The organism is Mesorhizobium sp. P2_D5, from assembly GCF_056404355.1.
This window is the reverse complement of the sequence record NZ_JBFUEE010000001.1, coordinates 226,729-239,553: the sequence shown is the minus strand read 5'-3', so window position 1 is coordinate 239,553 and position 12,825 is coordinate 226,729. Positions and strand designations below refer to the sequence as shown.

The window sequence follows — 12,825 nt, the reverse complement described above, 5'->3', positions numbered from 1 at the left end:
GACAATGACCTTCGACTGGCCAACCCTGCTGCCCCTGATCTTCGCCGGCCTGATGGGCCTCGCCATCCTGATCTACGTCATACTCGACGGCTTCGATCTCGGCATCGGCATCTTGTTCGCCGCCGCCGAAGACACCGAGCGGGACACGATGGTCGCGGCCATCGGTCCGTTCTGGGACGCCAACGAGACCTGGCTGGTGCTGGCCGTCGGCCTGTTGCTGGTCGCCTTCCCGCTGGCGCATGGGGTCATCCTGACCGCGCTCTACATCCCGGTTTTCGTGTTGCTGATCGGGCTGATCCTGCGCGGCGTCGCCTTCGATTTTCGCGCCAAGGTGCCGAGCGGCAAGAAGCATCGCTGGAACCGTATTTTCTTCATGGGTTCGGTCATCGCCTCGCTGGCGCAGGGCTATATGCTGGGCGTCTATGTGCTCGGCCTCGATGTCGGCCCGGGCGGCGTGGCGTTCGGCGCGCTGGTGGCGCTCTGCCTTGCGGCGGCTTACGCGGCGATGGGTGCCGCCTGGGTGATCTACAAGACCGAGGGCGATCTGCAGAAGAAGGCCGTGCGCTGGTTGCGCACCGCCCTTGTGCTGACCGCGCTCGGCATGGCCGCGGTGTCGCTGGCAACGCCGTTCGCCAGCCCGCGCATCTTCGACAAATGGTTCGTCTTTCCCGCGATGCTCTATCTGTCGCCGCTGCCGATCCTGTCGGCACTGTTGTTCCTGTGGCTGTGGCGGCAGACCTTTCATCTGCCCAGGCCCGACGACCGCCATTCGCTGACGCCGTTCCTGACGCTGGCCGCCATCTTCGCGCTCGGCTTTGCCGGTCTTGCCTGGTCGTTCTATCCGTTCGTGGTGCCCGACAGGCTGACCATCTGGCAGGCGGCCTCTGCGCCGGAAAGCCTGGCCATCATCCTGGCCGGCACTGTGGTCGTGCTGCCTGTCATCATCTTCTATTCGTTCTATGCCTACCGGGTGTTCGGCGGCAAGGCTACGGATTTGACCTACGACTGACGCCTTACCGGTCGCCAGTGGCCATCCTGCAGATCAAGCAGGTGCGGTGCTTCAGATCAGCCCTGAGTCGCGTGCCGCAGCCGTCGCTTCGCCACGGGAGATGGCGTCCAGTTTTCCCAGAACCGCCGAGACGTGGTGGTCGACGGTCTTCGGCGAAATGGCGAGGTGGTCGGCAATCCGCTTGTTGGAGAAGCCGCGCTCGATCAGTTGCAGCACTTCCATCTGGCGCAGGGTCAGCCCGGCGCTGTTTGCGCGCGTGGTGCGGCGCGGTCCCCGTGCGATGTGATTGACACCGTTTCGCCGCATGAGGTCGCGCACGTGCTGGGCGACCGGCCTGGCGCCGAGGTTTTCGAATATCCCGAGCGCCGAGCGCTGCCCCGCCTCATCGCCCTGAACCAGGGCAAGCCCACGTTCGAAGGGAGCGTCCATCGCGGCCCACAAATCCGCCGCCCCTTGCCAGTCGCCTTCCAGAAGCATCCGGTAGGGCGCGGCCATGCCCGACGTGTCGCCTGGGCCAATCGCCGGCACCAGCAAACGCCGCCAGCTGGCCAGTTCGGCAAAGACCGCAGGCTTCGGTGAAAGGCTCTCGGCAAGGTCTATCAGCCGCAGCGCCTCGTCCTCTTCCGCCTCGCCCAGCCATGCCTGTTCGGCGACGACCGCCGCATAGGGCAGCAGCCTCTGCAGCTCAGCACCCTTTTCGAGAAACCGCTTCATTTCCGCCAGAAGCGGCTCGGCTGAAGGATCGCCGCGGCGCAGGCGCAATTTCGCCAGAGCCACCAGTGCGGGATAGCGCACCAACGCGGCTGCATGGTCGTTGGTGACGACTTCCAGCGCTTCGGCAGCCGCCTCGTCCCATCGTCCGTAACGCAGCAGCAACTGCGCCCGCACGCCGCGCATGTAGTCACGCCAGGTCGCCAGGTCGTTCTCGACACAATAGTCGATGCCGCGATCGAGAAAGGACTGAGCCTGGTTGTAGTCCAACTGGTTCATTTCACTGCAGGCGCAATTGGTGAAGGCACGCGCCACGTGTTCCTGGAAATTCTGATCGAGCGCGATTTCGAGACTGCGGGCAAGGTGCAGCCGCGCGCTGGGCAGGTCCAGCCATTGTTCGGCAGCGCCGACATTGTTGAGCGCATGGCAGACGATGTCCGGCCGGTCAACCTGTTCGGCGAGCCTGATCGCCTTGTCGCCTAACGACAATGTCTCGTCGAGCCTTTCGGCCAGCATCGCCAGCTGCGAGAGATTGGAGTAGGCCATGGCCAGTTCCGGCCCCGCCAGTGTGGTCTCCAGCAACGCGACCGCCTGGGCGCCGAACAGATCGGCGGCCTCACGGTCGCCCATCAGATAGGCGAAACGCGACAGGCATCTGAGGCTGTCGCCTTCCTTCAGCGTATTGCCCAGGGCGCGCTGCAGCGCGCGCGCCTGCTGCTGAGCCTCGATGGCCTCGACGATCCGGCCGATCAGGTGGCATTCGAAGGCATAGTTCTCGTAGAGGCCGGCGCGCTCTTCCATGGGCAGGCCGTCAGCCTGTCGCAAGGCGACTTCGTAGTAGCCGGCGGCATCGCGATGCGCCCCGATGCGGGAAGCCTCCCGGGCAGCGACCGGCGCCAGTTCGCGCACCGCCTCCAGATTGTGCGCCTCGACCGCGTGGTGCACCAGGCGCGCGGTGGCAATGTCGCCTTTTTCGAGCATCGCTGTCAGGGCGCGCTGGTTGAACTCTCTTCTGTGGCTTGTCGTCAGCATCGTCTCGATGGCGCGGCGGGCGATGTCGTGCCGGAAGGCATAGCCGTCGCCCAGATCGTCCAGCAGGCCATTCGAGACGCATTCCGCAAGCTGGCCGGCACTGGCCACGCCGCAGAGGCCCTGCAGGGCCCAGGCGTCGGCCCGTCTTGGGAACACCGACACCGCGTCGAGCATCGAGCGGGCGCCAACCGACAGGCGTTCGGCGCGCGCGAGCACCGCATCGCGCACGCTGGCGGGCAGCGCTGTTTCATTTTCGGCGCTCAACAGTTCGGTGACGAAAAAGGCGTTGCCGGCCGTGGCCCGGTAGATGGCATCGCCGTCGCGGCCGGCCGCATCGGCGAGCGACAGCACCGCTGCCTCGCTCAAAAGCGGCACGTCGATGCGCGCGACGCTGCCCGACGGGATTTCGCCGAGCGCGCGTCGCACGCGCATCTGCCCCTCGCTGCGATCGGTACGCGCCGTCACCAGCAGCAGGACATGGGTGTTGGCAATGCGACGGCCGAGAAAGCGGACGAAGTCGAGCGTCGCGTCATCGGCCCAGTGCAGGTCCTCGATCACCAGCAGTGTTGCGCCCGTCCTCGCCTCGAAGACATCCAGCGCGTCGGAGAACAGCGGCAGCCGCTGTCCCTGCCGGGCGTCGACCGCCTGCGGCATCGCCCATTGCGCCTCGCGCGCAAGATCGTAGAGCGGGCCGAGCGGATCGGGGATCGACAGGTCCTCGCAAGCACTGCGGAAGATGCGCGCCTCCTGGCCGGCACCGCTGACGAAGGCATCGACAAGCACCGACTTGCCGGCACCCGCCTCACCCGACAAAGCCGCCACGTGACCACGGCCGCGCGCGGCTTCCGCGAGAAGGCTGTCCAGTTGCGCCAGCTGTGGCTGCCGTTCCAGAAGCATCGTCATTCGCTCATGGTGATCCCGGTTGCCGCCACCCACCCCAGCTCGACCGCCAGGATAGTCCGGCTCGGTATCTGCTTTGTGGCTCCAGCACTGAACGTCGTTAACATGGGGAATCGTCCCGCCAAACATAGGGAAAGGCTCCGATGCGCGTCCTTTGCGAGCGTGATCTTTGTCCAACCGCGCTCAACATCGAGCGTGAAGCAATGGAAAGGGAAGCCTCCCATGCCCCGTTACCTGATTGAACGTACATTTCCGGATGGCCTCAACGTCCCGATGAACGAAGCCGGCGCCGATGCGCTGGGCGGCGTCATCATGCGCAACGCGGAGAAAGGCGTGACCTGGGTGCAGTCGTTCGTGTCGCCCGACAAGAAGCACACCTTCTGCGTCTACGACGCGCCCTCGCCGGAGGCGATCCGCAGCACCGCCCAGATGAACTCGCTGCCGGTCGACAAGATCACGGAGGTGAGGGTTCTTGAACCCTACTTTTATCGCTGATGAAGATACGATCGCTCGAGGCGGCAATGGCGACATGCCGGCCGGTGTCGCGGCCATGGCAAACAGCGGCCGCGCGCCCTCCTTGCCCGGCCGTCTATGGCGGATCGCGGTGGAGCTGCCCGCGCAACTGCTGGGCAAGCGCCGCTTGCCACCGGAAAGCGACCATCTGAGGCACGATATCGGCTTGCCGGCGCGGCAGATGCGGCGGGACTGGCGAGACTACGACCGGTGGGATCGCTGAAGACCCCGCCGCCCGCAGTCGACGCTGTGAGGTGGCCGGGACGGCGGAACTGCCAATCTCCCCCTCAAAGGGGGAGATGCCCGGCAGGGCAGAGGGGGCGCTGTCGCGCCGACGCCTCTTCGTCAAAGCTGCCTCAGTTGCTGGCCGACAGCACCAGCACCGGCTTCTCGCTGTACAGCGCCGGGAACAGCTGCTTGAGGTTCGCCACCTTGGGCAGGTCGTTGTAGACGATGTAGGGATAGGTCGGGTTCAGGGTCAAAAAGTCCTGGTGGTAGTTCTCGGCCGGATAGAAGGTCTTGCCGGTTTCCAGCGTGGTGACGATCGGCTTGGGGAACACCTTGGCCTGGTCGAGCTGGGCGATGTAGCTCTGCGCAATCTTCTTTTGCGCATCGTTTTCGGCAAAGATCGTCGAGCGGTACTGCGTGCCTGAATCGGGACCCTGGAAATTCAGCTGGGTCGGGTTGTGGGCGACCGAGAAATAGACCTGCAGCAGCTGACCGTAGGTGACGACAGACGGATCATAGGTGATCTCGACGGATTCGGCATGTCCGGTGCTGCCTGAGCCGACGGTCTCGTAGACGGCGGTGTCCTTGCTGCCGCCGGTGTAGCCGGAGACCGCCTTGCTGACGCCCTTGACGTGCTGGAAGACGCCTTGCACGCCCCAGAAGCAGCCGCCGGCGAAGATCGCCTTCTCACTGCCGCCGGCTGCCTTCTCGTCGATCGACGGCGGCGGGATGACCACCGCGTCCTCGGCGGAAACCGCCGGCGTCAGCCAGAAGGCGGCGCCCACGGCGGCAAGCGCCAACGCGGCGAGCGCGCTCCTGGCAAAATTCGACTGTCGTCTGGCGACTGGTTTTCGAATGTCGGTCATGGCTGAGCTCCTGTGACGTCCATCATGTGGAGTCTATTGGATAAGAGAGGATCATGCGACGGGTGAGTTGCGGCCGAAGCCTCACTTTCACGTGCGTCCAGATCCGGTCCTGGTGTCAGGACCGAAGCCGGAAGCAGCGTCAACCCTAGTTGGCCGGGGCCATGGCATCCGTTGCCGGCTTCATCGCATCGGCGGCTGGCTTCATGGCGTTGTCCGCGGGCTTCATGGCGTTCGTGCTCATCGCGTCGGGTGCCATGGCGTCGGCCGGTTTCATCGCGTCGGTCGCCGGCTTCATGGCGTTGACGGCGGGCTTCATGGCATTGGTCGCGTCGTCGGCGCGGGCGATGCCGCCGGCAAACAGCGCCGTCGAGCACAAAGCGAGAGCCAGTGCCGGCAGCGTCAAGCGGGCCGACGATGTCATCCGGGAAAAGGTCGTCATGATGGTCTCCTTGGGGTTGGGGATGATGGCGCACCTCTTTGGGTGGGCCGGGTTGTCGCGGCGCCGCTGCTGCGGCGTTGCGCGGGTCGTTGTCTGCGCATGATCTTTTCCGGGACGATGCGCAGGGAATTTTAGTTGGTCGCGGCGGCCAGGATCGGTCCGCCGCCGGGCGACTGGACGAGCACGGCGGTGCTGAGCCCGCCTGAAGCGGCCGGCACATCGAGTGCGGTGGCATCGCCAGTCCAGCTGCCGAGCTTCTCCAGCGAATGCACGACATTGGCGTGCGGCAAGGTGCGGCCGGTGTTTTCGCCGCGCGCCACCGGCACCTCGACGACACCCTTGGCATAGTGCACCAGCCAGACATCGGCCCGGCCGCCCGGCGCCGAGCCGGCGCCGATGCTGACCTTGCCGCCGTCGAGCGACAGAGATGGGCCGCTGGCGCGGTCGGTGCTCGAGATCAGCTGCTGGATTTCGCCCGGTGCCGCGCCGACGACATCGGCGCGGCCATTGACCACCACTTGCGGGGTGAACGGGCCGTCATGGCCGAGGGAGGGCTCGTAGGTGACCTGGCGCTGGGTGAATTCCTGGCGGCCGAATGTGTCCTTCCAGCCGAGATAGTCCCAGTAGGTGACGTTGAAGGACAGCGCCAGCACGTCCGGCTGGTCCTTGACCTTGATCAGATTGGCGTTGGCCGGCGGGCAGGACGAGCAGCCCTGGCTGGTGAACAGCTCGACCACGGTGAGCGGCTGGGCTTGCGCCGCACCCAGCGAGGTGGCGAGCGCGAGCGCGCCGAGGCTGGACACGACGAGTGACTTGCAGGAACGCGACATCGGCTGGCTCCGTGGGTGACGGCGCCCCGATGCGCCGCTCATGTCCCCACTTCGCCGCCGGCCGAGGCTTTGTTACAGCGCTCACCGGTTTGTGATCGTTGTCGATAGCGCCTTTGCGACGCTGGAGATCGGCAAAACCGGTCGCGGCAGCCGATCTCCACCCTCGTGGGGGAGATGTCCGGCAGGACAGAGGGGGGCGCCATAGAGCACCAACAGAGGCGCGATCGACGGTGGCGCCGCGCGACAGTGTGCAATGATGGTCAGATCGGTCTGAGAAAAGTGAGGGCGGACATCGCCGACAATGGCAAGGTCGGCGGGACAGCGCCCCCCTCTGGCCTGCCGGCCATCTCCCCCACGATGGGGGAGATTGGCAGCTTCACTGCGTCAGCAGCGTCTCGGAGGGCCGCTTGTTGAAGTCGCACTTGCCGGTGACGGTGTAGAAGAAGTCGGCATTGGAGGCTGGTGCCGGCACCGCATTGCCGCCGTCCTCCCAGGCCTGATAGCCCGGAATGCCGCAGGGCACGATGCTGAAGATGTCGACGTTCTGCCCGGTCGCGATCTCCGTCAGGCCGTTCGCGCTCACCCCATTGTAGAGCCGGTTGGAGGTGTTCGGATCGTTCGACATCAGCTTTGTCGGGTTGCCCGATGGCACGTCCATCTGCAGGTAGAGACCGCTCATCTGGCTGACATCGATCACCGCGCCGGAGCCAGTGGACGGATACATCGTATCGACACAGTAATATTTCGTACCACTCGCATCGGTCTTGACCGACACCCCGTTCGGCGGATTGTTGCCGACGGAGCAGACCTGCTTCTGGACCATCGTGGTGACGTCCTGGCCGCCCGAATTGGTGATTGTGTTGACAGTGGTGGTGCCGTAGCCCTTGGGATCCTTGGTGTTGCCATAGGTATAGTTGATCGTCATCAGCGGTTTGGCCACCGTGGCACCGAATTGCGTGCCGTAGAGCGTCATCGTCTTGTTCCAGTAACCTGACACCCCGGTTACCTTGAAGGTGGTCTGCACCAGCGCCGGCGACTTGCTCACCGCCGACGCGACGGCGACCGGCACAGTGTTGATCCTGGCGATCTGCATGAAAACGGTCGGCATGGAATAATTTGCCGTGGCCTGCGCGGTGGCAGTGCCGTCAGTGCCGACCACGAAACTGTTCAGCGTCGCGGTGGCCCCCGTCGGTGCACCATTGGCGGCGAAGGAATCCTGCAGCACCACCTGGCGCTGCGCCAGCGTCGAGGTCGTCGCCATCGTGGTGATCGACAGGATGCCGGCATCGAGCGCCGACTGCATGTCCGACCTGGTCTGGACCGCCGAGGTGTAGTCGACCGAGAAGCCGATGGCGGCAATAATCGGCATCATGGCGAAGATGAGGATCGGCGTGAACGAGCCGCTCCTCGACCTGACAAACCTGCCTGCTAACCCCCGCATGTCGTGATCCTTACAAACGAATATCTCCACGGGCTAACATGGCAGTCACGAATATTGCTCTAACGCACTTGGTTAAAATTTATCGACTTTCCGCGACATCCCCCGATAAAGCCGACAAGTTCCCGCGCCCCGGCATCAGCACTGCCGCTTGCCCGCCAGCGGTACGGCGCTTGCCCTGCAGCGGTACAGCGCTTGCCGCAGCAACAAGCCCCTGCTAAAGCGCCCGCCATGAGCACGCCCCTCGACCACATCCGAAATTTCTCCATCGTCGCCCATATCGACCATGGCAAATCCACGCTTGCCGACCGGCTGATCCAGCTGACCGGCGGGCTGGAGCTGCGCGACATGAAGGAACAGGTGCTGGACTCGATGGACATCGAGCGTGAGCGCGGCATCACCATCAAGGCGCAGACCGTGCGGCTGAAATACCGCGCCAACAATGGCGAGGACTATATCCTCAACCTGATCGACACGCCCGGCCATGTCGACTTCGCTTATGAAGTGTCGCGCTCGCTCGCCGCCTGCGAGGGCTCGCTGCTGGTGGTCGACGCCTCGCAGGGCGTCGAGGCGCAGACGCTGGCCAATGTCTACCAGGCGATCGACAACAACCACGAGATCGTCGTGGTGCTGAACAAGGTCGACCTGCCGGCCGCCGAGCCTGAGCGCATCCGCGAGCAGGTCGAGGAGGTGATCGGCATCGACGCTTCCAACGCCGTGCTGATCTCGGCCAAGACCGGCTTAGGCATTCCCGACGTGCTGGAGGCCATCGTCCACCAATTGCCGCCGCCGCGCGAGGGCGACGCCACGGCCCCGTTGAAGGCGATGCTGGTCGACAGCTGGTACGACGCCTATCTCGGCGTCATCGTGCTGGTGCGCATCATCGACGGCGTCTTGAAGAAGGGCCAGACCATCCGCATGATGGGCACCGGCGCCAAATATTTGGTCGAGCGCACCGGCGTGTTCACGCCCGCCCGCATCAATGTCGACGAGCTCGGCCCCGGCGAGTTCGGCTTCTTCACCGGCTCGATCAAGGAAGTGGCCGACACCCGCGTCGGCGACACCATCACCGAAGACAAGCGCGCCACCGCCAAGGCGCTGCCCGGCTTCAAGCCGGCGCAGCCGGTGGTGTTCTGCGGCCTGTTCCCGGTCGACGCCGCCGATTTCGAGGATCTGCGCGCCGCGGTCGGCAAACTGCGCCTCAACGACGCCAGCTTCTCCTATGAAATGGAAACGAGTGCGGCGCTCGGCTTCGGCTATCGCTGCGGCTTCCTTGGCCTGCTGCATCTGGAAATCATCCAGGAGCGTCTGGAGCGCGAGTTCAACCTCGACCTGATCGCCACCGCGCCGAGCGTCGTCTACCGGCTGCTGCTGACCGACGGCTCGATGAAGGAACTGCACAACCCGGCCGACATGCCCGACGTGGTCAAGATCTCGGCGATCGAGGAACCATGGATCCGCGCCACCATCCTGACGCCCGACGACTATCTCGGCGGCATCCTGAAACTCTGCCAGGACCGGCGCGGCATTCAGGCCGACCTGTCCTATGTCGGCAAGCGCGCCATGCTGACCTACGATCTGCCGCTCAACGAAGTCGTCTTCGATTTCTACGACCGGCTGAAGTCGATCTCCAAGGGCTACGCCTCGTTCGACTATCATCTGACCGACTATAAAGAAGGCGACCTGGTGAAGATGTCGATCCTGGTCAATGAGGAGCCGGTCGACGCGCTGTCGATGCTGGTGCACCGCACGGCGGCGGAAAAGCGCGGAAGGCAGATGTGCGAGAAGCTGAAGGAGCTGATCCCGCACCACCTGTTCAAGATCCCGATCCAGGCCGCCATCGGCGGCAAGGTCATCGCCCGCGAAACCATCTCGGCGCTGCGCAAGGATGTCACCGCCAAATGCTACGGCGGCGACGTCTCGCGCAAGCGCAAGCTGCTGGACAAGCAGAAAGAGGGCAAGAAGCGGATGCGCCAGTTCGGCAAAGTGGATATCCCGCAGGAGGCGTTTATCCAGGCACTGAAGATGGGGGATTAGACCTGTTGTAAGTCTGGAGCTGCAATCCGGAAGCGTTGCCGATCCGGAACCGCCAAATCGTCGTGATATTGGATCGCGGCAGGCAGAATTGCAGAAAAGGCGGTCAGGAACTCAGGATAGAAATTCTCTACAACAAAATGCATGAATTCCGCCACTCCCAATCTCGATGAGACCGGAATTCGGCAATTGGGCACGTTCACATGCACGTGCGACGCCGGATGGAGGTCCGCAGCCTCCTCGGGGGCGTATTCAAAGCGCAACGACGCCTTACGAGGTGTCAAAATGTATTTTTCCGGTGGAGGTAAATCTCCAGGACCCTCGCCAGCGCCAACGTCAAGCTTAACCACAGCAGGCATGTACCCAAATCGATGCCACGCGATCTGAGACCCCGCGTGTACGAATTGATATTTCAGAAATATCAGCCCACCATCAAGCATAAGTAATGAGTATTTGCCCTCATTAAACAAATCGACGTAGTGCTGCAGTGAGTTTTCATACTCCGGCACATGGCTTTCAGTCTGCCCGGTATCACCAACCTCGATCGCCAGGCGACCATTGCCGATAGGGCTGGTTCTCAACCCGTGAGATTGGGACACGAGCCCGATCTCAAATAAACTCCCTATGAAACTATTGAGAGTCGCCGGCTTCATCGACCAAAAACCTCAATGCTCCGGCAACTTCCTCTGGAAGGTCAGCGAGCGATATCCGTCCGCTCTGAATTAGAGGTAGCAAACGACTCAAACTCTCAAGATCTGCCTCGATGGTCTTCGCCTCTATGTCGGATACATCTCGATAGCGAGTCTTTATGCGACCTAATTCCTTTTTCGTCGGATAACGAAAATCTAGAGAATATTCATCAGCGCGAATTTCGCTAAACTCTTGAATCAGCCGATCCATCTGGGTGCCGCAACCGCTAATTCTGACCCAGGCTTTGGAGCGAGTGATCGCCGTAAAAAGCACATTTCTTAGAGTGCCAATGTTAAAGCCATCAAAGCAGTAGTCAGCTCCAATCACATAGATCATGGGGGCCTCATTTCCCTTCGCGCGGTGTATGTGAGTTATAGCAACCGACGACTTTGAAAACACCTCGTCCGTAGATTGTGTAACACCTACTATGTGCGATGGAATCTTAGCTTCCGCTAATGCGCGCATAACTGCGCCGCCTTTAGTGCGTATCTTTTGGATTTCACTAACTATGATTAGGATGTCGTCAGGCTCAAGCTCGTCCTCTTCCAGATTTTTCCTGATAGAAGCTACAAGAGCCTCATATTCTTGAGCCTCCGTTGGGTGTGAAGAGAACGTAACCGCATCTTTCTCATTCAAAATCTCCGCAAAGAAAGATGGTGTTGCCGAAGCCGACCGTCTGAGACTGACAGGTTGCCCCAGTTGGAGTTGCCCTGTCACCAACTCGTAGCCGATTTCTTCCCACGTCGATGGCCTTTCGAACATCTGCACTAGGCCCTTGCCGCGCTTAACACCAAAGCCAAGCCCATGCGCGGTGGTAAGCGCCCATTGAGTGTTACGGTAACAGACGGGAAGAACGATATCTTGTTTAGGCCGATCTTCTAGATTAGCAAGTGTCACGCGCGGGCGGTTGTTGGATCTCTTTCCGAATAGTTCTTGAGGCGACGGCATCTCCGTCTCATTGAGGGTTTGAAGCTCATCGTAAGCATAGACAATACGGTGGGGAGGTTTTGTGAACATGTAGATTAATTCAAAGAATTTTTGCGGTAAATCTTGGGCCTCGTCTATCAACACGGCGTCGTATATAGGTGATATTCTGTTCGTATTTTTCATAACGAATTCATATAACTCGTTGACTACACCTTCGAATTCATGGCCATAGATGTATTTATCTCTGGCGTATTGGTAATTGCGGACCGGTGCGCCGACGCGCTCTGCTATTTCAGCATAAATTCCTTTAGTGTAAGAACTACCCCACGCATGTAGTATGGTGAGTTTATTCCAGTCCGGTTCGTCCTTTACAAACTCGAATGAGAACCTTCTCGTCAACCCAGTAAGCTGCTGATAAAGTGATCGCGTATAAAAAGTTAGTGCAATACGCCATGATGGATTTTTCAGATGCAGGTACGAGGATTTCATCGCGAGGACGATGGTCTTCCCGCTACCTGCTAGACCACGAATGCGTTGCGGGCCGTCGGGAAACTCGATGGCTGCGCGTTTCTGAGCTGCATCCAGATTGGCAATTTTCCCTTCAATTAGCTTTATCTGGCTACCTTTGGAATTCGCTTTGGATAGGTCGCTTCTTTGCTTTCTTGGTCGCAGCGTTGTCGTTCTTTCGATGACTGAATTTAATATCTGGAAATCGTTGTTATTGAGAGATTGAAAACTTTCGATGAGTTCCAAAATTTTATCAGTTGTTGATACGAAAGATCCCGCAGATTCTCCGTTAAAATCTTCGGAGATGGTTACGATATTTATCGGAACTCTCACTTGACGACGAGTAACAAGCCTACCATCTTCGGTTAATTTGGAGGTTATGGCTGAAAATATTTGGTCCTGTTGATCAAGTACGTTTGAGGGCACTCCATCTGGGTAAGTTGCGTTCAAATTTGACAGATCGAATGCGACGATCCCCTTTTGGATCGTGGTTAGGAGAGCATCGATTTGGAATGCGCCGCTCGCGGATGTCAGAATAGGATAGCCGATAAACAAGGTGCCGTCGTAGTCGGCCTTCTTGATCTCTTTGGTAAGCTCCCTTTGAGTCTCGCTCAGGGTCTCATTGCCGTAGACAACATCAATCATCGGAGAGCCTTACCCGTCTTCAAACCTAATTGCTATGATGTGATGGTTGGCGGTAG

11 protein-coding genes are annotated in these 12,825 nt (G+C 61.0%); 4 read left to right on the top strand and 7 right to left on the bottom strand.

The features are described from left to right. Positions 1 to 4 precede the first annotated feature (4 nt). Positions 5 to 1,009, top strand: coding sequence for a cytochrome d ubiquinol oxidase subunit II (locus AC1DYW_RS01120; RefSeq protein WP_457151291.1), 1,005 nt, complete (start codon positions 5 to 7; stop codon positions 1,007 to 1,009). Positions 1,010 to 1,060: 51 nt separating this feature from the next. Here the strand turns inward: AC1DYW_RS01120 and AC1DYW_RS01115 are convergent, their stop codons facing one another. Further along, entirely contained in the window at positions 1,061 to 3,655 is a 2,595-nt protein-coding gene (locus AC1DYW_RS01115; protein ID WP_457151292.1) for an ATP-binding protein, read from the bottom strand. Positions 3,656 to 3,874: 219 nt separating this feature from the next. Here AC1DYW_RS01115 and AC1DYW_RS01110 point away from each other — a divergent pair, with 219 nt between their 5' ends. Together AC1DYW_RS01110 and AC1DYW_RS01105 are read left to right on the top strand one after the other, a co-directional pair. Beyond that, the gene (locus tag AC1DYW_RS01110; RefSeq protein WP_095083851.1) at positions 3,875 to 4,147 is read left to right on the top strand and encodes a DUF4242 domain-containing protein; all 273 of its coding nucleotides are present in this window, start codon (positions 3,875 to 3,877) and stop codon (positions 4,145 to 4,147) included. Further along, positions 4,125 to 4,388: a hypothetical protein gene (locus AC1DYW_RS01105; protein WP_143748702.1), complete on the top strand. Its 264-nt coding sequence runs from the start codon at positions 4,125 to 4,127 to the stop codon at positions 4,386 to 4,388. The genes AC1DYW_RS01110 and AC1DYW_RS01105 overlap by 23 nt, the downstream gene beginning before the upstream one ends. 133 nt (positions 4,389 to 4,521) lie before the next feature. On the opposite strand, the gene msrA is transcribed toward AC1DYW_RS01105, so the two are convergent. The 4 genes from msrA to AC1DYW_RS01085 form a co-directional block, all read right to left on the bottom strand. Beyond that, positions 4,522 to 5,259: a peptide-methionine (S)-S-oxide reductase MsrA gene (gene msrA / locus AC1DYW_RS01100; RefSeq protein WP_457151293.1), complete on the bottom strand. Its 738-nt coding sequence runs from the start codon at positions 5,257 to 5,259 to the stop codon at positions 4,522 to 4,524. Between the two features lie 145 nt (positions 5,260 to 5,404). Next, entirely contained in the window at positions 5,405 to 5,680 is a 276-nt protein-coding gene (locus AC1DYW_RS01095) for a hypothetical protein (RefSeq protein WP_457151296.1), read from the bottom strand. 149 nt (positions 5,681 to 5,829) lie between these two features. Continuing rightward, entirely contained in the window at positions 5,830 to 6,528 is a 699-nt protein-coding gene (locus AC1DYW_RS01090) for a DUF1223 domain-containing protein (protein ID WP_477224818.1), read from the bottom strand. Positions 6,529 to 6,904: 376 nt separating this feature from the next. Beyond that, positions 6,905 to 7,969, bottom strand: a complete 1,065-nt coding sequence (locus AC1DYW_RS01085; RefSeq protein ID WP_095083855.1) for a TadE/TadG family type IV pilus assembly protein — start codon at positions 7,967 to 7,969, stop codon at positions 6,905 to 6,907. A 228-nt stretch (positions 7,970 to 8,197) separates the two neighbouring features. On the opposite strand from AC1DYW_RS01085, the gene lepA reads away from it, so the two are divergent. Continuing rightward, entirely contained in the window at positions 8,198 to 10,003 is a 1,806-nt protein-coding gene (gene lepA / locus AC1DYW_RS01080) for a translation elongation factor 4 (RefSeq protein WP_477224817.1), read from the top strand. Here lepA and AC1DYW_RS01075 read toward each other — a convergent pair. Both AC1DYW_RS01075 and AC1DYW_RS01070 read right to left on the bottom strand, forming a co-directional pair. Beyond that, complete coding sequence (locus AC1DYW_RS01075; protein ID WP_477224816.1) at positions 10,000 to 10,653, bottom strand: DUF2290 domain-containing protein; 654 nt, start codon at positions 10,651 to 10,653, stop codon at positions 10,000 to 10,002. The two genes, lepA and AC1DYW_RS01075, sit on opposite strands and share 4 nt — an antisense overlap. Further along, positions 10,631 to 12,769: a DEAD/DEAH box helicase gene (locus tag AC1DYW_RS01070; protein ID WP_477224815.1), complete on the bottom strand. Its 2,139-nt coding sequence runs from the start codon at positions 12,767 to 12,769 to the stop codon at positions 10,631 to 10,633. Before AC1DYW_RS01070 ends, AC1DYW_RS01075 begins: the two co-directional genes overlap by 23 nt. Between the last annotated feature and the right edge of the window lie 56 nt (positions 12,770 to 12,825).

What these genes read in the sequence shown, in the direction of transcription:
- AC1DYW_RS01120 (WP_457151291.1), top strand. Translation starts at nt 5, where the DNA reads ATGACCTTCGACTGGCCAACCCTGCTGCCCCTGATCTTCGCCGGCCTG.
- AC1DYW_RS01115 (WP_457151292.1), bottom strand. Translation starts at nt 3,655, where the DNA reads ATGACGATGCTTCTGGAACGGCAGCCACAGCTGGCGCAACTGGACAGC.
- AC1DYW_RS01110 (WP_095083851.1), top strand. Translation starts at nt 3,875, where the DNA reads ATGCCCCGTTACCTGATTGAACGTACATTTCCGGATGGCCTCAACGTC.
- msrA (WP_457151293.1), bottom strand. Translation starts at nt 5,259, where the DNA reads ATGACCGACATTCGAAAACCAGTCGCCAGACGACAGTCGAATTTTGCC.
- AC1DYW_RS01095 (WP_457151296.1), bottom strand. Translation starts at nt 5,680, where the DNA reads ATGACATCGTCGGCCCGCTTGACGCTGCCGGCACTGGCTCTCGCTTTG.
- AC1DYW_RS01090 (WP_477224818.1), bottom strand. Translation starts at nt 6,528, where the DNA reads ATGTCGCGTTCCTGCAAGTCACTCGTCGTGTCCAGCCTCGGCGCGCTC.
- AC1DYW_RS01085 (WP_095083855.1), bottom strand. Translation starts at nt 7,969, where the DNA reads ATGCGGGGGTTAGCAGGCAGGTTTGTCAGGTCGAGGAGCGGCTCGTTC.
- lepA (WP_477224817.1), top strand. Translation starts at nt 8,198, where the DNA reads ATGAGCACGCCCCTCGACCACATCCGAAATTTCTCCATCGTCGCCCAT.
- AC1DYW_RS01075 (WP_477224816.1), bottom strand. Translation starts at nt 10,653, where the DNA reads ATGAAGCCGGCGACTCTCAATAGTTTCATAGGGAGTTTATTTGAGATC.
- AC1DYW_RS01070 (WP_477224815.1), bottom strand. Translation starts at nt 12,769, where the DNA reads ATGATTGATGTTGTCTACGGCAATGAGACCCTGAGCGAGACTCAAAGG.